The organism is Neisseria sp. DTU_2021_1001991_1_SI_NGA_ILE_055 (assembly GCF_032342915.1).
In the GTDB taxonomy this organism is placed as follows: Bacteria; Pseudomonadota; Gammaproteobacteria; order Burkholderiales; family Neisseriaceae; genus Neisseria.
The window spans coordinates 1996782-2016630 of the sequence record NZ_CP135440.1 but is presented as its reverse complement, the minus strand read 5'-3'; the positions used below and the strand labels follow the sequence as shown (position 1 = coordinate 2016630).

Sequence of the window (19849 nt, the reverse complement as noted above, 5' to 3'; positions counted from 1 at the left end):
CTAATGATTTGGTTTTTCAGACGGCCTTTAATCTTTCTTAAATCTTTTTCAGCTTAACGTAAAACGGTTTTGCTCCAACGGCTCACCCATTGTTTTTGTTTGGTGTTGATGTCGGCGCGGTTGGGGGAATCGCTGTGTTTCGGGGTTTGGGCAAACTCGAATACTTTGGGCAGCGACGTGTTTTTGACTGCCGGATAGACCCACATTTCGGCAGGCAGGGCTTTTTGCACGTCGCCGCTTTGCAGCCAGCTTACCAGTTTGGCCGCCAGCTCGGGTTGTTTCGCGCCTTTCAAAACGGCCGCGCCTTCAACTTGGCGGAATGTGCCGCCTTTGAGGAAGAGGTTGCCGGTGGGCGGGGTGCTGTATTTGCCTTTGGAGTAGTGGACTTCGGCCGCCGGGCTGGTGGCATAGCTGACCACGAGAGGATAGGCGCCGCCGTTTTGGGTGAAGTCGGTATAGTAGGCTTCGCTCCAGCCTTTGGCGATTTTCACGCCGTTTTGGCGCATTTGCGCCCACCATTTGAACGCGCCTTCTTCACCCATGCCGCCGATGTTGGCCAAGAGGAAGGAGAGGCCGGGCGAGGATGTGGCGGGAGACGGGGTCACCAGAAGGTTTTTATATTCCGGTTTGGTCAGGTCTTGCAGGGTTTGCGGCAGGGGCAGTTTTTTCTGTTCAAACCATTTTTTGTCGTAGTTGATGGCGACATAGGCGTAATCGACAGCCAGCGCATCGGGCAGGGAAGCGGTTACGGGCGCGGATTTGGGTTGGTTGGCGGCGAGGATGCCGGCGGCTTTGGCTTTGCCGATGTTGGCGTTGTCCAAACCGTAAACTGCATCGGCAATCGGGTTGGCCTTGCTCAAAATCAGCTTGTTGAGCATTTCGTTGCCGCTGCCTGCCTTGATGACGGACACTTTGGCATCGTTGGCTTTTTCAAATTGCGCGATGACGGATGGGGGCAGGCTGAAGGATTTGTGCACGGCCAAACGCACTTCGGTTTGTGCGTACAGGTTTGCCGAAGCCAGCAACAGGGCGAGGGCGGACAATTTCAGTTTCATTCTCTTTCCTTTGTACGGGTAAAATACGAAATATCATAACAAAATCTGCATATCAAGGCACGATATGAATCATTCCCCCGTTTGGCTGTTTGACCTCGACAATACTTTGCACAATGCCGAAGCCGGTATTTTCTACATCATCAACCGCGCCATGACCGAATACATGGCAGGCCGTCTGAAGCTTTCCGAAGAAGCCGCCTCCCAACTGCGCCAAGATTATTGGCACCGATACGGCGCGACGCTTGCCGGTTTGCAAATCCACCATCCCGAAGTCGATATCGATGAATTTTTGCGTGAAAGTCACCCGCTTAAGCAAATTTTGGCAAAGGTGGAGGGTATGGATGGAACTGATGATGTTTTAGGCCGTCTGAAAGGGCGAAAAGCCGTATTTTCCAACGGGCCTTCATTTTATGTCCACGCATTGGTTGAGGCGTTGGGCTTGGAAGCGCATTTTGACGGCTTGTTCGGCACGGACGACTTCGGCCTGCTCTACAAACCCAATCCGCAAGCCTATCTCAACGTCTGCCGCCTGTTGGGCGTCAATCCCGAACAGTGCATCATGGTGGACGACAGCGCCGACAATCTGCACCAAGCCAAAGCCTTGGGCATGAAGACCGTTTGGTACGGCGAAAAAGCCCATCCGTTGTCATTTGCCGACGGCATAGCAAAAGATATGCAGGGTTTGCTTGAATTTTGCACAAAACTGCCGTGAAATTTTTAAAAATCAAGTACAATACACGGTATTGACGACATTTAAAAACAAGGACAACATCATGCGTAAACTCGCTTTAATCCTGACCGCCGCCGCCGTTTTGGCCGGTTGCTCTTGGGAAACCTACACCAACGAATCCGGCCGTACCGCCGTACGCCAAAAATATGCTACCGGCACGCCTATCGTTTATCAGGACGGTACTTATTCTAAAAACATGAATTACAACCAGTTCCGCCCAGAGCGTCGCGCCGTCCAATCCAATCAAGCGGATCATGCTGAACACGGCGAACGCGGCCAACACTGGCAAAAACCGCAATTTGCCAACCCACAGCCAGCAACCGAATAACAATATCCCCAAGGCCGTCTGAAACGGAGTGAAAAACAATCAACACTTGTTGCCCCACTTTTCAGACGGCCTCAAACAACGACAACGGAAACCGTATCATGGCTCAGACAGCTTTAAATATCGTCATCCTCGCCGCCGGCAAAGGCACGCGCATGTACTCCAAAATGCCCAAAGTGCTGCACCGCATCGGCGGCCTTCCCATGGTTGAGCGCGTTATTGACACCGCCGCCTCCCTGAATCCCCAAAACATCTGCGTCGTCATCGGCCACGGCAAAGAGCAAGTCTTGGACACCGTCAAACGCGATGTCGTTTGGGTTGAACAAACCGAACAGCTCGGTACCGGCCACGCCGTCAAAACCGCCCTGCCGCACCTGTCCGCCGAAGGCCGCACGCTGGTGTTGTACGGCGACGTCCCCCTGATTGACGCAGCCACCCTCGAAACCCTGCTCGAAGCCGCAGGCAACGAAGTCGGCCTGTTGACCGACGTGCCCAACGACCCGACAGGCTTGGGCCGCATCATCCGCGACAGCAACGGCAACGTAACCGCCATTGTCGAAGAAAAAGACGCCGATGCCGCCCAAAAGGCCGTAAAAGAAATCAACACCGGCATTTTGGTTCTGCCTAACGCCAAACTTGAAGCTTGGTTGAACAGCCTTTCCAGCAACAATGCCCAAGGCGAATACTACCTGACCGACCTCATCGCCAAAGCCGTTGCCGACGGCATCAAAGTTCATCCCGTCCAAGTGCGCGCCTCCCATCTGGCCGCCGGCGTGAACAACAAACTCCAGCTTGCCGAACTCGAACGCATCTTCCAAACCGAACAGGCGCAAGAATTGCTCAAAGCAGGCGTCACCCTACGCGATCCGGCACGTTTCGATTTACGAGGCCGTCTGAAACACGGACAAGATGTCGTGATTGACGTCAACGTCGTCATCGAAGGTGAAGTCGAGCTCGGTGACAACGTCGAAATCGGTGCCAACTGCGTGATCAAAAACGCCAAAATCGGTGCCAACACCAAAATCGCCCCATTCTCCCATTTTGAAGGTTGCGAAGTCGGCGAAAACAACCAAATCGGCCCATACGCCCGTCTGCGTCCGCAAGCCAAACTGGCCGACGACGTACACATCGGCAACTTCGTCGAAGTCAAAAACGCCACCATCGGCAACGGCACCAAAGCCAACCACCTCACCTACATCGGTGATGCCGAGATCGGCAGCAAAACCAACTTCGGCGCAGGCACGATCATCGCCAACTACGACGGTGTGAACAAACACAAAACCGTCATCGGCGACGAAGTGCGCATCGGTTCAAACTGCGTCTTAATCGCCCCCGTAACGCTGGGCAACAAAGTCACGACAGGCGCAGGCAGCGCGATTACCAAAAACGTCGAAGACGGCAAACTCGTCCTCGCCCGTTCGCGCCAAACCGTCATCGAAGGCTGGGTGCGTCCGGAAAAAGGCGATAAGAAGTAAAACCGGCCTTTTATTTATTTTCAGACGGCCTTGAGAAACAACAGGCCGTCTGAAATCCAGATTTGCCGTTTCAATGAATATAAAACGGCGTTTTCCGACTGCCGCTTTCGGGAGCCGGAGCAGCAGTCATTTTCTCAAACTTTTGATACTAAGGAACTTATATGTGCGGTATCGTAGGTGCTATTCGCGCCAATCACAATGTAGTCGATTTTCTGACCGACGGTCTCAAACGCCTTGAATATCGGGGCTACGATTCGTCAGGTATTGCCGTAAACATGGACGGCAAAATCAAACGCGTCCGCCGCGTCGGCCGCGTGCAGCTGATGGAAGATGCAGCACGCGAAAAAGGCGTGTTTGGCCATATCGGCATCGGCCATACCCGTTGGGCTACCCACGGCGGTGTAACCGAGCCTAACGCCCACCCCCACATTTCCGGCGGCATGATTGCGGTTGTCCACAACGGCATCATCGAAAACTTCGAAGCCGAACGCGAACGCCTGCAAGCTTTGGGTTATACCTTCGAATCGCAAACCGATACCGAAGTCATCGCCCACAGCGTCAACCACGAATACACACAAAACGGCGGCAAACTGTTTGAAGCCGTCCAAGCTGCGACTGCCCGTTTCCACGGCGCATACGCCATTGCCGTTATCGCACAAGACAACCCTGAAGAAATGGTTGTTGCGCGCATGGGCTGCCCGCTGTTGGTGGCCTTGGGCGACCAAGAAACCTTTATCGCTTCCGACGTATCCGCCGTGATTGCCTTTACCCGCCGCATCGCTTACTTGGAAGACGGCGACATCGCCCTGTTGAATGCAAACGGTATCGAAAAACTGCTCGACAAAACCGGTGCGCAAACCGAACGCGCGGTTAAAGTATCCGAATTGTCTCTGGCTTCTTTGGAGTTGGGCCCATACAGCCACTTCATGCAAAAAGAAATCCACGAACAGCCCCGCGCCATTGCCGATACTGCCGAAGTCTTCTTGGACGGCGGTTTTGAACCTGAAAACTTCGGCGCCAACGCCCGAGAAGTGTTCGACGATATCCACAGCATCAAAATCCTTGCCTGCGGTACGTCCTACTATGCCGCGCTGACTGCCAAATACTGGCTCGAATCCATCGCCAAAGTGCCGACCGATGTGGAAATCGCCAGCGAATACCGCTACCGCGACGTGATTGCCGATCCGAAACAATTGGTCATCACCATTTCCCAATCCGGCGAAACCCTGGACACCATGGAAGCCCTGAAATACGCACAATCCTTAGGACACAAACACAGCCTGTCTATCTGTAACGTGATGGAATCCGCCCTGCCGCGTGAAAGCGAATTGGTACTGTACACACGCGCCGGTGCAGAAATCGGCGTCGCCTCTACCAAAGCGTTCACGACCCAACTGGTTGTCCTATTCGGCTTGGCTGTTACCTTGGGCAAACAACGCGGCCTGGTTTCCGACGAGCAAGCAGCTGCATACGTTGAAGAATTGCGCCAACTGCCGGGCAGCATTCAGCACGTTCTCAACCTTGAGCCGCAAATCGCCGCTTGGGCGCAAAAATTTGCCAAGAAAACCAGCGCACTCTTCCTCGGCCGCGGCATCCACTTCCCAATCGCCCTTGAAGGTGCATTGAAGCTGAAAGAGATTACCTATATCCACGCCGAAGCTTATCCTGCGGGTGAGTTGAAACACGGCCCGTTGGCCTTGGTGGACGAGAACATGCCCGTTGTCGTGATTGCCCCGAACGACAGCCTGTTGGACAAAGTGAAAGCCAATATGCAGGAAGTCGGCGCACGCGGCGGCGAACTCTTCGTCTTCGCCGACCTCGACAGCAACTTCAACGCCACCGAAGGCGTGCACGTCATCCGCGCCCCACGCCACGTCGGCGTACTCTCGCCGATTGTGCACACCATCCCCGTGCAACTCCTGTCTTACCACGCCGCCCTCGCACGCGGTACAGACGTGGACAAACCGCGCAACTTGGCTAAATCGGTAACGGTTGAGTAAGTAATTGACCGGTTAAAAAAGGCCGTCTGAAATACTCAGACGGCCTTTTGTTTGCCCAGGCAAATTAAATATCGTATGTGGTTGAAGCGGTATCGCCGCCTTTACCTGTCCAGTTGGTATGGAAGAACTCGCCGCGCGGTTTGTCGGTACGCTCGTAAGTGTGCGCGCCGAAGTAGTCGCGTTGGGCTTGCAGCAGGTTGGCAGGCAGGCGCGCGGAAGTGTAGCCGTCAAGGAAGGTAATGGCGGAAGCCATGCAAGGCATCGGAATGCCACATTCGATGGCTTTGGCAACGACTTTGCGCCATGCAGGCAGACAGGTTTCCAACACGCCTTTGAAATAAGGATCGGAACCCAAGAAGACCAAATCAGGATTGGCTTCGTATGCGTCGCGGATGTTGCCCAAGAACGCGCTGCGAATGATGCAGCCTTCGCGCCACAAGAGGGCGGTGTTGCCGTAATTCAATGCCCAATCGTTGTTTTCACTGGCTTCGCGGATAAGCATAAAGCCTTGTGCATAAGAAATGATTTTGGATGCCAACAGGGCTTGGCGCAACGCATCCACCCATGCGGCTTTGTCGCCTTCAATCGGGGTAATGATTTTGCCAAACAGGCTGTTTGCTTGGACGCGTTGGTCTTTGAACGCAGAAACGCAACGTGCAAACACGGCTTCGGAAATCAGCGTCAGCGGGATGCCCAAATCGAGGGCGTTGATGCCGGTCCATTTGCCTGTGCCTTTTTGACCGGCAGTATCAAGGATTTTTTCGACCAAAGGTTCGCCGTTTTCATCTTTGTAGCCCAAAATCGCGGCGGTGATTTCAATCAGGTAGGAATCCAGCTCGGTTTTGTTCCACTCGTTGAAGATTTGGTGCATTTCGTCATAAGACAGGCCCAAGCCGTCTTTCATGAATTGGTAGGCTTCGCAAATCAACTGCATATCGCCGTATTCGATGCCGTTGTGCACCATTTTGACGAAATGGCCCGCGCCGTCGCGGCCGACCCAGTCGCAGCAGGGTTCGCCTTGCGGGGTTTTGGCGGAGATAGCTTGGAAAATCGGTTTAACTGCAGGCCATGCGGCTTCGTCGCCGCCAGGCATAATGGACGGGCCGTGACGCGCGCCTTCTTCGCCGCCGGAAACGCCCGCGCCGATAAAGCGGATACCTTTTGCCGCCAGCTCGTGCGTGCGGCGGGTGGAATCGGGATAATTGGCATTGCCGCCGTCAATAATGATGTCGCCTTCGTCCAAAAACGGAACGAGTTGTTCGATAAAATCGTCAACAACAGAACCGGCGCGTACCATCATCATGATTTTGCGCGGTTTTTCTAATTTATCAACCAAATCTTGCAGTGAATATGCGCCGATAATATTGGTATTTTTGGCTGCGCCGTTTAAAAAATCATCTACTTTGCTGGTCGTACGGTTGTATGCGACAACTTTAAAGCCGTTGTCGTTCATGTTGAGAATCAGGTTTTGCCCCATTACGGCAAGGCCGATTACGCCAATGTCGCCTTTCATTTCGTGAAACTCCGTTATTGATTAATTTTATCAAGCGTAACTCTAGCTGATTTACACGTTTTTAACAATCCTTAACTTTTTAATTTTTTGAAAAGATGCCTTTACGTTTCAGACGGCCTTTGCCTTCGGGAAAACAAACTATAAATAAGATTTTAAACAATAAATAGAAGATGATATTGAGTATTGCCACAGCTTGTTGATAACTTTGATTAAAACAATTTTTCAAATACTTAGCTGATATTTTTTGATGAGGATAAAGTATGGTTGGCCTTGTTTGCGTATGTGGGTAAAAATTTTCTGCCGCTTCATTCTGTGGGTAACTTTTTGCCTGTGCACAATCTTAGCTTGTTTTATACTTCTCCAATCGGAACTGATTGAGTAGGGAAATAGTCAAATGGTTTTTTATTTCTGAATATTTTCATATTTCCTCTTGTTCAAGTTGGGAAAAGGCCGTCTGAAAATATTTAAATTTATGGAGTGAATATGAAATTTTCCTTTAGTATTAAATTGTTATCTGTTTTGGTATTGGCTGCTTGTGCGCAACAGCCGGCTCTGAAACCTCAAGTTGCCCTGCCCTCTGTATCTGTGGATAACCATGCGCCGGAACAAGGGACGGGGCTGACTGAGCAGAAGTTAATCCGCGCCAAGCATTATATGGCGGCGTCTGCCAATCCGTTGGCGACCGAGGCGGGATATGAGGTTTTGAAACGCGGCGGCAGCGCGATAGATGCGATGATCGCCATGCAGACGACCTTAGGTCTGACCGAACCGCAGTCTTCTGGTTTGGGCGGCGGCGCGTTTTTGGTGTATTGGGACAATAAGGCGAAAAAGCTGACGACGTTTGATGCCCGAGAAACGGCGCCGAAAGCGGCAACGCCGGCGCTTTTTTTGGATGAAAACGGCAAGCCGATGGGCTTTATGAACGCAGTGGTCGGCGGCCGTTCGGTCGGTGTGCCGGGGATTCCGAAGCTGCTGGAAGATGTCCACAAGCGTTACGGCAAATTGCCTTGGGCAAGTCTGTTTGACAAACCGATTGCTTTGGCGGAACAAGGCTTTACCGTTTCACCGCGCATGGCGAAATCCATCGAGCAGAATCTGGAGCCTTTGAAACGTTATCCGCAAACCGCCGCGTATTTCCTGCCCGACGGCAAGCCTTTGGCAGCGGGAACGGTGTTGAAAAACCCTGAATTTGCCCGCTCCGTACGCCTGTTGGCGGAAAAAGGCAGCGCGCCGTTTTATCAGGGGGCGCAGGCGCAGAATATTGTCCGTGCCGTTACCGGTGCTGTGGATACTCCCGGCAAAATCAGCATGGCGGATTTGAAAAACTACCGCGTTATCGAGCGCGAACCGGTTTGTGCGCCGTATCGTGAATACGAAGTCTGCGGCATGGGCGCGCCAAGTTCGGGTGCGATTGCTTTGGGCGAGATTTTGGGCATATTGCAGAATCAGGATATGAAGGCGTTGGGTGCGGAAAATATCCACAGTTGGCGCTGGATAGGCGATGCGTCGCGGATTGCTTTTGCCGACCGTGATTATTATGTCGGCGATCCCGCGTTTGTCAACGTCCCGGCCCGCGCCCTGATTTCTCAGGCTTACCTGAAACCGCGCGCCGAAGAAATCCGCAAAGCTGACAAGGCATTGGAAAACATTCAGGCGGGCAAGTTCGGCAAGGCATACGCGCAGGGTATGGCGGTCGAGCTGCCGTCCACCAGTCATTTGGTGGTTGTGGATAAAGACGGCAACGTCGTGTCGATGACGACTTCAATCGAAAACGCATTCGGTTCGGGACTAATGGCAAACGGCTATCTGCTCAACAATGAATTGACCGATTTTGCTTTCAACCCTGTCGGCGCGGACGGTAAAACGGTGGCCAACAGCGTGGCAGGCGGCAAACGGCCGCGTTCTTCGATGGCGCCGACCATTGTGCTGAAAGACGGAAAACCTTATATGGCGGTCGGTTCGCCGGGTGGCAGCCGCATTATCGGTTTCGTCGCTAAAACGCTGGTGGCGCATATCGACTGGGGCATGGACATTCAGGCGGCAATCTCCCTGCCGAATATGCTCAATCGCGGCAGCCAGTATGAAATTGAGGAAAAAACCGCAGCGACGGACAAAGCGCCAGCATTGGAAAAACTGGGCTATAAAGTCCAAATCCGCGATTTGAATTCCGGCGTACAGGGCATTGTGATCGGCAAAGACAGTTTGCTCGGCGGTGCCGACCCGCGCCGCGAAGGCAAGGTTATGGGCGATTGATATTGTCGGTTTGACATGAAAAAGGCCGTCTGAAACCAAGTTCAGACGGCCTTTTTAGTTTGGGAAAATATATGGATAAGATGTGTATAAGAATAACGTTAAATTTTAATATTTTTATTTTTCAATAAGATAAAAAGAATGAATATGTGGATAATTAATTGTGGAAAATGACATGATTTAGGCCGTCTGAAAGGTTCAGACGGCCTTTTCATTGGATTGCTTTATCTACTTTCTATCAGGCTGCCGGCAGCTCGTGAAAAGCGGTGGGCAATTCTTCGTCATCGGCAAACTCAACCCATTCATAAGCCGTTTCGTCTGCCAAAACGGCACGCAACAGCGCATTATTGATGGCATGACCTGATTTGTAACCTTCAAATGCGCCGATAATCGGATGGCCGACAATGTACAAATCGCCGATGGCATCCAGGATTTTGTGGCGGACAAATTCATCGGGATAGCGCAAACCTTCCGGATTCAAAACGTCTATGTCGTCAATCACAATAGCGTTGTTCAAATTGCCGCCCAATCCGAGATTATGGGCGCGCATCATTTCCACTTCGTGCATAAAGCCGAAGGTACGGGCGCGGGCAATTTCATCGATATAGGATTTTCCTGCAAAATCAATCTCGAAAGTAGGTGCGCTGCGGTTGAACACGGGGTGGTCAAATTCGATGGTTAAAGTAACTTTAAAGCCGTCGTAAGGCGTAAAGCGCACCCATTTTCCGGTTTCTTTGATTTCAACAGGTTTGAGGATTCTCAAAAAACGTTTTTGGGCTTTTTGATCGACAACGCCCGCATCTTGCAAAAGATAAATAAACGGCAGGCTCGAGCCGTCCATAATCGGGATTTCGGGTGCGTTCAATTCAATCAAGGCATTGTCGATGCCGTAGGCAGACAGAGCCGACATAATGTGTTCAATCGTACCGATGCGCACGCCTTTATCGGTAACAATGGTTGAAGAGAGGCGGGTATCGTTGATCAAATAAGGATTCAATTGGATGACTTCGCCCATTTCCCCGCTCAAATCAGTACGGCGGAACGAAATACCGCTGTTTTCTTCGGCAGGATGCAAAGTCAGAGCGACCCTTTCGCCCGAATGCAGGCCAACGCCGGTAACGCTTACTGATTTGGCTAAAGTCCGTTGCAGCATAATTGCTTCCTTTTAAAAAGTCTAATGGGCAAATGATACGTTAAAAAGGAAAAAACAAGCCATCATTTTTAATAGTATTTGCCAATATGGATGTTTTGCAGGGATGAACTTCACGTTTTGAATTATCCACAAAGGTGTGTGAAATTGAAGTGGGTAATTTGGTTTTTATCCATAGATAAATAGGGAAACTAAGATTTTATCCTTTTTTATTCCGACATTCAGTTGGGGTTTGCCTCAAAGATAAAAAGTAACTATCGAATTGGTTTTAAAGAAAGTTATCCCGTTATCCACAGATAGTTTGGTTCTTCATCAAAATCATCATTTTAAAAATTAAAATATTATGATTTGAAGAAAACACTGAGTTATCAACACAAAAAAGGCAAAATACGGAGGAAATAGAACTAAATTTATGAAAATCATAAACTTATAAAAAAACTAAAATAAAAAAATGAAATTTATGAAATAAAATACCAAAAAACAGGATTATTTAGACAAATTCGATATTTTCCTACAAACAAGAATTTCATGTTTTCTTTATTTAAATCAAACAACTTAAAAGTAATTATCTGTAATCCTAGAAAGTAATTTTGTTTCAGGATACAATGGCCTTACTGAAAAATTTTTCCCATTCCATCTAATTAGGAGTAGCAAAATGAGTATTAAAGTAGCGATTAATGGTTTTGGCCGTATCGGTCGTCTGGCATTGCGTCAAATTGAAAAAGCCCAAGGTATCGAAGTCGTTGCTGTTAACGACTTGACTCCTGCCGATATGTTGCTGCACCTCTTTAAATACGACAGTACTCAAGGCCGCTTTGAAGGCTCTGCCGAATTGAAAGATGATGCGATTGTTGTGAACGGCAAAGAAATCAAAGTATTTGCCAATCCTAATCCTGAAGAATTGCCTTGGGGCGAGCTGGGTGTGGACGTCGTCCTCGAATGTACCGGTTTCTTTACCAGCAAAACCAAAGCTGAAGCCCATATCCGTGCCGGTGCGCGCAAAGTTGTGATTTCTGCCCCAGGCGGCAATGATGTGAAAACCGTTGTATACGGCGTAAACCAAGATATTTTGGATGGTAGCGAAACTGTTATCTCCGCCGCTTCTTGTACGACTAACTGTCTGGCTCCTATGGCTGCGGTATTGCAAAAAGAATTCGGTATTGTTGAAGGCCTGATGACCACCATCCACGCTTATACCGGCGACCAAAATACCCTTGACGCACCACACCGCAAAGGCGACTTCCGCCGCGCCCGTGCCGCTGCCTTGAATATCGTACCGAACAGCACCGGTGCCGCTAAAGCCATCGGCTTGGTTATCCCTGAGTTGAACGGCAAACTTGATGGTTCTGCCCAACGCGTTCCCGTAGCTACCGGTTCTTTGACCGAACTGGTTTCTGTTCTCGAACGCCCTGTTACCAAAGAAGAAATCAATGCAGCCATGAAAGCTGCCGCCAACGATGCTTTAGGCTACACTGAAGATCAAATCGTTTCTTCCGACGTCATCGGTATTGAATACGGCTCACTCTTCGATGCCACTCAAACCCGCGTGATGACCGTAGGCGACAAACAATTGGTGAAAACCGTTGCTTGGTACGACAATGAAATGTCTTACACTTGCCAATTGGTTCGTACCTTGGAATTCTTTGCCAGCAAAATCTAAAGGATAACAGGCTGAATCAATCAGTCTGTGGATAACTCAAAGGCCGTCTGAACATTTCAGACGGCCTTTCGTTTGTAGAAAATTTCAATCTACAATCAGATTGTGGATAGTTTAATCACTGTGGCACATTTGTTTTCTATCCTAAACTGCACTTCATAATCCGCAATATTCATTACATAAATCCGTTCGGGAATATCTTGGTAGGCAGGACGGGGATCTTGGGCAATGCTTTGCTCAATAAGATGTTTTTCTTCTGTGGATAAATGTTCCGCAAGCGTACTTTCTGCCCAGACTACGCTCAATTCTTCAGGTTTGCCGCTGACAAAGCCCGATGATGCGTCAGGTTTGGATTCGACAAACGGGATGTAGGGTTTGATATCCACTACTGGAGTACCGTCCAACAGGTCTGCGCCGCTGCAATAAATGCGGACAGGTTTGCTTGTTTCGATGCGTTCGAGTTTTAGCAGGGATAAACCGAGATGATTGGGGCGGTGTGGGCTGCGCGTGGCAAATACGCCCATTTTTTGTTTGCCTCCGAGCCGTGGCGGACGCACCATTTGCGCCCAACCTTCATCCAATACGCCGTGGAAAATAAAACTTATCCATACATAATCGAAATCTTCCAAGCCCCGAACGCTGTCTGCGGTAAATTCAGGAGTGAGTTCAATGCAAATTTCTGCTGCAGGAACCAAACCGGGTTGGCGGGCAATACCGAATTTTTGCTTGTAGGGGGAATGAACGGTTGCAATAGGCGTAATCGAATAGGACATAATTTGTGGATAAATATACTGTGCAAATTGTCATCATATCACAGATGTTTTCCCACATTTTGCAGTCGTAATTTGTTATAATACAAAGCATTTATTCCAAATGTCCGAACATTGGCAATAAATGTAAAATTTAAATTATTTAAAATAAAATCAATAGGTTATATTAATCCATGATTGTTTCTATCGATGTAGATGCACAAAAAACGTTTACGCCTTTGTGTCCGAAAGAATTGCCTGTTGCCGAAGGTCATCTGATTGCGGATGAACTCAATGCCCAAGCCGCATTGGCGGATTTACGCGTGATGACGAAAGATGCGCATCATGTCGCGGCAAAATGGCTTGTGGATAATCCTGTTGATATGTTAAAACCGACGGGTTTACCCGATGCGGATTTGACTTGGGTGTCACATGCGATGGTTGGAACATATGGCTATGAATTGTTGGATGGCCTGCCTTCAGCCAAAGAATACGATTATTGTGTTTGGAAAGGCGTTGATCCTGAATTACACCCTTACGGCGCATGTTTTCACGATATTGAAGAAAAGCTCAGTACAGGTTTGATCGAATGGTTGCGCTGTCAAAATGTAGATACAGTTATTATCGGTGGCTTGGCTACGGATTATTGTGTGAAGACAACAGTTTTACAGTTGCTTAAAGGCGGGGCTTGGAAAGTTATCGTCAATCAGGCGGCTTGTCGCGGTATTGCTCCGGAAACGGTTGAATCCGCATGGCAGGAAATGCGTTCCGCTGGAGCTATTATTTTAGAAAACGCCGAAGAAATAAAAAAATACATTAATAATCAATAAAATATATTTTAAATTCTATTGTTTCACGTGAAACATCTTTCAAAATATGAAGATTTTACTTGTCCGCTTGTCCAGTATGGGCGATTTAATTCATACGTTGCCTGCAGTTGAAGATTTGGCGCGACAATGTCCTGAGGTAGAGCTCCATTGGCTGTGTGAGGCAGGATTTGCAGATATTGCCCGCTTACATCCTTTTGTCAAAAAAGTTCATGTAATGAAATGGCGGCAATGGCGCAAGCACCTTTTTCAGGCTGAAACGTGGCGTGAAATAGGCCGTCTGAAAACGGATTTACAGGCTGAATCTTTTGATTTTGTTTTAGATAGTCAAGGACTGATTAAAAGCGCATGTTTTGCCAAAATGGCGAAATCCCCTATTTACGGTTTGGATAAACACAGCGCGCGTGAAAGTTTGGCTGCTCTTGCGTACAGCAAAACGTTTGCCGTGCCGAAAGGTAAAAATGCGGTCTGGCGAAACCGTGAATTATTCGCCCAAGTTTTTGGTTATACAATGCCTGAAACGCAGGTGTTTGGTTTGTCGGTTCCTGAATCAGGCCGTCTGAAAAATGTGCAATCTCCCTATTATGTTGCTTTGCATGCAACCAGTCGCGACAGTAAATTATGGCCGGTAGAACACTGGCGTGCATTATTGAAGAAGTTGAATGAAAAACAACGATGCACCGTATATCTGCCGTGGGGAAATGAAACCGAAAAAATGCGTGCCGAACAGATTGCAAGCGATTTACCGTTTGTTTTCGTCTGCGACAAAATGAATTTATTACAGGCCGCATTTTTATTGAAAAACGCAGAAGGTATTATTGGAGTAGATACCGGGTTGCTGCATCTTGCCAATGCATTGGAAAAGCCTGTCGTTGGAATTTATACAGATACAGATCCGGCTAAGACCGGCGTTCAAGTTTCGGCTTATGCAAAGAATTTAGGCGGTATTGCTCAAATTCCCAATGTTGACGAGGTTTACCAAACCTTAATGGATTGTGTTGCAGCATACGGTAAATAATTGCTGGGGAGTTGGATTTATTTTCTGAGTAAATGCTTTAGAAATGATATAATTCCGCTCTATTTGCCAAGATTTATATAAATTTGGTTTTGTCATGTTGGTGAAAACTAAATTGGATTTTATATAAAGAATGTATCAAAAGCAGTATGCTTGATTTGATGGACATTCTTTTTAGGAGAATTGAATGAAAGCACTGGTCGCAGTAAAGCGCGTAGTGGACTACAACGTCAAAGTTCGTGTGAAAGCCGATGGTTCCGATGTGGATATCGGTAATGTCAAAATGTCGATGAACCCGTTTGATGAAATCGCGGTAGAAGAAGCTGTCCGTTTGAAAGAAGCCGGAAAAGTAAGCGAGATTGTTGCTGTTTCTCTTGGTGAGAAAAAATGCGAAGAGACGTTGCGTACTGCTTTGGCGATGGGTGCCGACCGTGCGGTTCATGTTGAGACTGATGCGAAATTGGAGCCTTTGGCCGTTGCAAAATTGCTGAAAGCTGTTGCGGATAAAGAAAATCCGCAAATTTTACTGCTGGGCAAACAGGCAATTGACGATGACGCCAACCAAGTTGCCCAAATGCTGGCTGCGTTGTTGAATGCGGCTCAAGGTACTTTTGCATCAAAAGTGCAAATTGAAGGCGAAGAAGCATTGGTAACCCGTGAAATTGACGGCGGCGAAGAAACTGTTGCGTTGAAGTTGCCTGCGGTGATCAGTGCGGATTTGCGTTTGAACGAACCACGCTTTGTCAAACTTCCTAATATCATGGCGGCAAAGAAAAAGCCTTTGGAAAAATTAAGTCCTGCCGATTTGGCTGTGGATATTTCTCCGCGTTTAAATACCGTGAAATTTGCCGAACCTAAAGCACGTCAAGCCGGTGTGAAAGTGGCTGATGTTGCCGAATTGGTTGAAAAGCTGAAAAACGAAGCCAAAGTGATCTAAGGAGTATGAAATGAGCGTATTGATTATTGCGGAACATAATAACCAACATTTGAATCCTGCTACTTTGCATGCGGTAACGGCTGCCGCCAAATTAGGGAATGTAGATTTATTGGTCGTCGGCAGTAATGCTGCTGCGGTGGTTGAAGAGGCAAAACAGGTAGCAGGCGTGGCGAAAGTTTTGGTAGCCGATGCGCCCTATTACGCTGAAGGTTTGGCAGAAGAATTGGCGCCTTTGGTTGTTAAACTGGCTGCGGATTACCGCTATGTGGCTGCGACTGCAACTGCGTTTGGCAAAAATCTTCTGCCCCGAGTAGCAGCCCTATTGGATGTGCCACAAGTTTCCGATTTAACCGAAGTTGTGGATAACTTGACATTTGTCCGTCCGATTTATGCCGGTAATGCGTTTGAAACTGTTCAATCCAATTCTGAAAAACTGGTGCTGACTTTCCGCGCGACAGCATTTGATGCTGCTGGACAAGGCGGTAATGCAGAAGTGGTCAATGTTGAAGCAACGCCTGCTCAAAACCTGAGCCGTTTTGTAAACCGTCAACTTTCCCAATCTGACCGTCCTGAATTGACTCAGGCTAAAGTAATTGTTTCCGGTGGCCGTGCGTTGGGCAGTGCTGAAAAATTCAATGAAGTATTGACTCCTTTGGCAGATGTTTTGGGTGCGGCTATTGGTGCGTCCCGTGCGGCAGTGGATGCCGAGTATGCGCCAAACGATGCCCAAGTAGGTCAAACCGGTAAAGTAGTTGCGCCGCAACTGTACTTCGCTATCGGTATTTCCGGTGCTATCCAACACGTTGCCGGTATGCAAGACAGTAAAGTAATTGTTGCCATCAACAAAGATGCTGACGCGCCTATTTTTAATGTGGCAGACTACGGCTTGGTTGGTGATTTGTTTGAAGTTGTGCCTCAACTGACTGAAGCACTGAAAAACTGATGTTTCACGTGAAACGTTCAGACGGCCTTTTATAACAAAGGCCGTCTGAAAATATTTTGGCATGATTACGACCTATAAAACCATTATCACACCGACACAGGCTGAATTTAAAGATAAAGGCAGCCGGTTCATTGCATACGCCTATCCGATTCGCACTTTGGCTGATGTGAAGAAGTATCTCGACCCATTAAAGGAAGAGCATCACAAGGCACGACATTGGTGTTACGCCTATCGATTGGGTATAGATGGAATGCAGTTTCGCGCAAACGATGATGGAGAACCGTCTGGAAGCGCAGGCCGCCCTATTCTGGGGCAGATTGATTCTGTCGGCGTAACGGATGTGTTGGTTGTGGTTGTGCGTTATTTTGGCGGTACGCTATTAGGCGTTCCCGGTTTGATTCATGCCTATAAGGAATCAACGGCTCAGGTACTGGCGATAGCTGAAGTTGTTGAAAAGAATGTTGAAAAAACGGTTTGGTTGAAGTGTGAATATCCGGTTTTGAATGAGGCGATACGGATTGCCAAACAATATCAGGCCGATATTGTGGAACAGGATTTACAGCTGGATTGTAAGTTGACAGTGAAAATAGCATTGGCCGATTATGAAGCTTGTATTACTGCTTGGAAAAATACGCGCCAAATTGAAGTAGATACTGAGAAACCGTTTGAATAAAAGGTCGTCTGAACATATTTGAGAAATCAAAAGTTTCAGACGGCCTTTGATGTTTTAGCCTTGGTATCTGTCTAAAGCATTTACGCTTGAGCGTAGGTGTTCCCAAGCCAGTTGATGAAATTCCCCCAGTGCGTTCCATAGGGCATCTTCGCTCATAATGCTGTATTCGCCCTGTGTGCGCAAATCAACATCTGCTCCTTCTTCAATGGCTTGATGGTATGCTTGGTATTCGTTGGTATAGAAGTCATCCATGTCTTGCATGAGGCTTGCAGCATGTTTCCAGCGGGCGATATCTGCTTCCAGTTGCGGCAGTAATTCGCACCATTCGCGGTATTTGCTTTGAATTTCGTCAATACGTTTTTGCATGATTTGTCCTTTCGTTGTTTGAAATTAGAGTATGGTTGTCTCGGTGCAATATTATTCTTAATTTGAAACAGCTATGCAAGATGGAACAATATTCCATCGATTGAATTTTATTTACAACATCTATTCTTCAAGGAGACGGTATGAAATTGCTCGTTATTGGTAATGGTGGACGTGAACACGCACTGGCTTGGAAATTGGCGCAGTCGTCTAAAGTAGAAACTGTCTTTGTTGCACCTGGTAATGCCGGAACGGCAATTGAACCTAAACTTCAGAATATCGCATTAACGGCGCATCAAGATTTGATTGATTTTTGCCGTAATGAAAATATTGCTTTTACTGTAGTCGGCCCTGAAGCGCCTTTGGCTGCAGGTGTGGTCAATGACTTCCGTGCTGCCGGATTGAAGATTTTTGGCCCGACTCAATACGCGGCCCAGCTGGAGAGCTCAAAGGATTTTGCTAAAGCGTTTATGGCAAAATATAACATTCCAACCGCGCAATACCAAACCTTTGAAAATGCCGATGCGGCACATGATTACGTCAACCGAAAAGGTGCGCCGATTGTTATTAAAGCGGATGGTTTGGTTGCCGGTAAGGGCGTGATTGTCGCCATGACTTTGGATGAGGCCCATGCCGCTATCGACGATATGTTGTTGGGCAACAAAATGGGCAATGCAGGCGCGCGCGTCGTGATTGAAGATTTCCTGCAAGGCGAGGAAGCGAGCTTTATCGTTATGGTGGACGGCAATCATGTTTTGCCGATGGCAACCAGTCAAGACCATAAACGCCTGCTGGATGACGACAAAGGCCCTAATACTGGCGGTATGGGTGCATACAGCCCTGCTCCGGTAGTAACGCCTGATGTGTACGAGCGTGCGATGAATGAAATTATTTTGCCGACTGTGGCCGGTATGAAAGCAGAAGGTCATGAGTTTACCGGCTTTTTATACGCGGGCTTGATGATTGATAAAACCGGTGCGCCTTATACCATCGAATTTAACTGCCGTTTCGGCGACCCTGAAACCCAGCCGATTATGAGCCGTTTGAACAGCGATTTGGTGGATTTGGTTGAAGCGGCAATCGACGGCAAACTGGATAGTGTTACCGCCGAATGGAATCCGCAGACTGCCGTAGGCGTGGTGTTGGCCGCACAAAACTATCCTGACTCTCCGAAAAAAGGCGATGTGATCTTTGGCTTGGATAAGGCCAATCAAATTGGTAAAGTTTTCCATGCCGGTACTGCAACGAATGAAAAAGGCGAAGTGGTAACCAACGGCGGCCGTGTGTTGTGTGTCGTCGGTTTGGGCGATGATGTTGCACAAGCTAAAAGCAAAGCTTATGAGGCATTGGAAACCATCCGTTTTGACGGTATGCAATACCGTAAAGACATTGCCGATAAAGCCATCAACCGTTAATAATGAATAGAAATAGGCCGTCTGAACACAGATTGTCTGACAATCGCAGTTTCAGACGGCCTTGGTATATGATGATGTTCCCCAGAATTTTATCGGCTGCAGCCCAACGCAGGTTGCAGGTGCATCTTAAAAAAGGCGGTTTGGTCGCCTATCCTACCGAGTCTTGCTATGGCTTGGGCTGTGTCCCTACTTTGCCTAAAGCACTCAATCAACTGATTCATCTGAAAAAACGACCGCAACACAAAGGCATGATTGTCATTGGCCATAGCTTGGAACAGTTGCAACCTTTGCTGCAAAGGCCGTCTGAAAATATCCAAACCATGCTGCATGAAGCATGGCCGGCTCCGAAAACTTTTTTATTGCCGGCCGGCAAAAAAGTATTGCCCTCATTGCGGGGAAAAAGACGCAGTAAATTGGCTGTCAGGGTTCCAGCGCATGCAGGTGCAAGGCGTTTGTGTCAGGTTTTGGAAATGCCTTTAGTCTCTACTTCATGCAATCGCGCAGGCAAACGGGCGTGCAAAACGGAAAGGGAAGTCAGAAGACAGTTTGGCAGGAAAGTATGGGTTGTAGGCGGATTGATAGGTAAGCAGAAAACGCCCAGCCAGATTATTGATGGAGAAACAGGGGCAAGGCTGCGTTAAAGAAGGGCTGCATCATCAAAGGAAAGGTATTCATTTGGAGAAGCAAATTTTTTCCAAAAGATTGGAATACCTGTTTGAAAAGTATTTAATGCAGATCCAGTTTGATACATAGCAGTCTGTAAATACAGATC

Annotated in this window: 18 protein-coding genes; 13 read left to right on the top strand and 5 right to left on the bottom strand. The window is 48.3% G+C overall.

Translation table 11 applies throughout. The features are described from left to right. Nucleotides 1-53 precede the first annotated feature (53 nt). The gene (locus RRV97_RS09390) at nucleotides 54-1055 is read right to left on the bottom strand and encodes a thiamine ABC transporter substrate-binding protein (RefSeq protein WP_315611373.1); all 1002 of its coding nucleotides are present in this window, start codon (nucleotides 1053-1055) and stop codon (nucleotides 54-56) included. A gap of 64 nt (nucleotides 1056-1119) precedes the next feature. Between RRV97_RS09390 and RRV97_RS09385 the strand changes: the two genes are divergently transcribed. The 4 genes from RRV97_RS09385 to glmS all read left to right on the top strand — a co-directional run bounded on the left by RRV97_RS09385 (nucleotide 1120) and on the right by glmS (nucleotide 5585). Next, nucleotides 1120-1767 (top strand): pyrimidine 5'-nucleotidase, encoded by a 648-nt coding sequence (locus RRV97_RS09385; RefSeq protein ID WP_315611372.1) that lies wholly within the window; start codon nucleotides 1120-1122, stop codon nucleotides 1765-1767. Nucleotides 1768-1828: 61 nt separating this feature from the next. After that, nucleotides 1829-2113, top strand: a complete 285-nt coding sequence (locus tag RRV97_RS09380; protein ID WP_188213326.1) for a membrane lipoprotein lipid attachment site-containing protein — start codon at nucleotides 1829-1831, stop codon at nucleotides 2111-2113. Between the two features lie 98 nt (nucleotides 2114-2211). After that, nucleotides 2212-3585: a bifunctional UDP-N-acetylglucosamine diphosphorylase/glucosamine-1-phosphate N-acetyltransferase GlmU gene (glmU, locus tag RRV97_RS09375; RefSeq protein ID WP_204788950.1), complete on the top strand. Its 1374-nt coding sequence runs from the start codon at nucleotides 2212-2214 to the stop codon at nucleotides 3583-3585. Between the two features lie 161 nt (nucleotides 3586-3746). Further along, a complete protein-coding gene (gene glmS, locus RRV97_RS09370) occupies nucleotides 3747-5585 on the top strand; it encodes a glutamine--fructose-6-phosphate transaminase (isomerizing) (RefSeq protein WP_315611371.1) in 1839 nt (612 codons plus the stop codon). Nucleotides 5586-5649: 64 nt separating this feature from the next. On the opposite strand, the gene gnd is transcribed toward glmS, so the two are convergent. Further along, nucleotides 5650-7098: a decarboxylating NADP(+)-dependent phosphogluconate dehydrogenase gene (gene gnd / locus RRV97_RS09365; protein ID WP_315611369.1), complete on the bottom strand. Its 1449-nt coding sequence runs from the start codon at nucleotides 7096-7098 to the stop codon at nucleotides 5650-5652. A 483-nt stretch (nucleotides 7099-7581) separates the two neighbouring features. Between gnd and ggt the strand changes: the two genes are divergently transcribed. After that, entirely contained in the window at nucleotides 7582-9351 is a 1770-nt protein-coding gene (gene ggt / locus RRV97_RS09360) for a gamma-glutamyltransferase (RefSeq protein WP_315611368.1), read from the top strand. 235 nt (nucleotides 9352-9586) lie between these two features. On the opposite strand, the gene lpxC is transcribed toward ggt, so the two are convergent. Next, complete coding sequence (gene lpxC / locus RRV97_RS09355; protein WP_315611367.1) at nucleotides 9587-10501, bottom strand: UDP-3-O-acyl-N-acetylglucosamine deacetylase; 915 nt, start codon at nucleotides 10499-10501, stop codon at nucleotides 9587-9589. Between the two features lie 652 nt (nucleotides 10502-11153). On the opposite strand from lpxC, the gene gap reads away from it, so the two are divergent. After that, nucleotides 11154-12158: a type I glyceraldehyde-3-phosphate dehydrogenase gene (gene gap / locus RRV97_RS09350; protein WP_070591971.1), complete on the top strand. Its 1005-nt coding sequence runs from the start codon at nucleotides 11154-11156 to the stop codon at nucleotides 12156-12158. A 95-nt stretch (nucleotides 12159-12253) separates the two neighbouring features. On the opposite strand, the gene tsaA is transcribed toward gap, so the two are convergent. Continuing rightward, complete coding sequence (tsaA, locus tag RRV97_RS09345) at nucleotides 12254-12928, bottom strand: tRNA (N6-threonylcarbamoyladenosine(37)-N6)-methyltransferase TrmO (RefSeq protein WP_315611366.1); 675 nt, start codon at nucleotides 12926-12928, stop codon at nucleotides 12254-12256. Between the two features lie 170 nt (nucleotides 12929-13098). On the opposite strand from tsaA, the gene RRV97_RS09340 reads away from it, so the two are divergent. From RRV97_RS09340 to RRV97_RS09320, 5 genes are all read left to right on the top strand, one after another. Further along, nucleotides 13099-13734, top strand: coding sequence for a nicotinamidase (locus RRV97_RS09340; RefSeq protein WP_315611365.1), 636 nt, complete (start codon nucleotides 13099-13101; stop codon nucleotides 13732-13734). Between the two features lie 46 nt (nucleotides 13735-13780). Next, complete coding sequence (gene waaC, locus RRV97_RS09335) at nucleotides 13781-14749, top strand: lipopolysaccharide heptosyltransferase I (RefSeq protein ID WP_315611364.1); 969 nt, start codon at nucleotides 13781-13783, stop codon at nucleotides 14747-14749. Nucleotides 14750-14933: 184 nt separating this feature from the next. Continuing rightward, on the top strand, nucleotides 14934-15683 hold the full coding sequence (locus tag RRV97_RS09330; protein ID WP_003686610.1) for an electron transfer flavoprotein subunit beta/FixA family protein: 750 nt from the start codon (nucleotides 14934-14936) through the stop codon (nucleotides 15681-15683). Nucleotides 15684-15693: 10 nt separating this feature from the next. Next, nucleotides 15694-16626 carry an electron transfer flavoprotein subunit alpha/FixB family protein gene (locus RRV97_RS09325; protein WP_315611363.1) on the top strand — a complete coding sequence of 311 codons (933 nt, stop codon included), beginning with the start codon at nucleotides 15694-15696 and terminating at the stop codon, nucleotides 16624-16626. Nucleotides 16627-16687: 61 nt separating this feature from the next. Then, a complete protein-coding gene (locus RRV97_RS09320; RefSeq protein WP_315611362.1) occupies nucleotides 16688-17299 on the top strand; it encodes a YigZ family protein in 612 nt (203 codons plus the stop codon). Nucleotides 17300-17353: 54 nt separating this feature from the next. On the opposite strand, the gene RRV97_RS09315 is transcribed toward RRV97_RS09320, so the two are convergent. Continuing rightward, nucleotides 17354-17665 carry a DUF4298 domain-containing protein gene (locus RRV97_RS09315; protein ID WP_293187334.1) on the bottom strand — a complete coding sequence of 104 codons (312 nt, stop codon included), beginning with the start codon at nucleotides 17663-17665 and terminating at the stop codon, nucleotides 17354-17356. 140 nt (nucleotides 17666-17805) lie between these two features. Between RRV97_RS09315 and purD the strand changes: the two genes are divergently transcribed. Continuing rightward, nucleotides 17806-19077 (top strand): phosphoribosylamine--glycine ligase, encoded by a 1272-nt coding sequence (gene purD, locus RRV97_RS09310; protein WP_315611361.1) that lies wholly within the window; start codon nucleotides 17806-17808, stop codon nucleotides 19075-19077. Nucleotides 19078-19148: 71 nt separating this feature from the next. Further along, nucleotides 19149-19718, top strand: a complete 570-nt coding sequence (locus RRV97_RS09305; protein ID WP_315612258.1) for an L-threonylcarbamoyladenylate synthase — start codon at nucleotides 19149-19151, stop codon at nucleotides 19716-19718. Nucleotides 19719-19849: the final 131 nt, after the last annotated feature.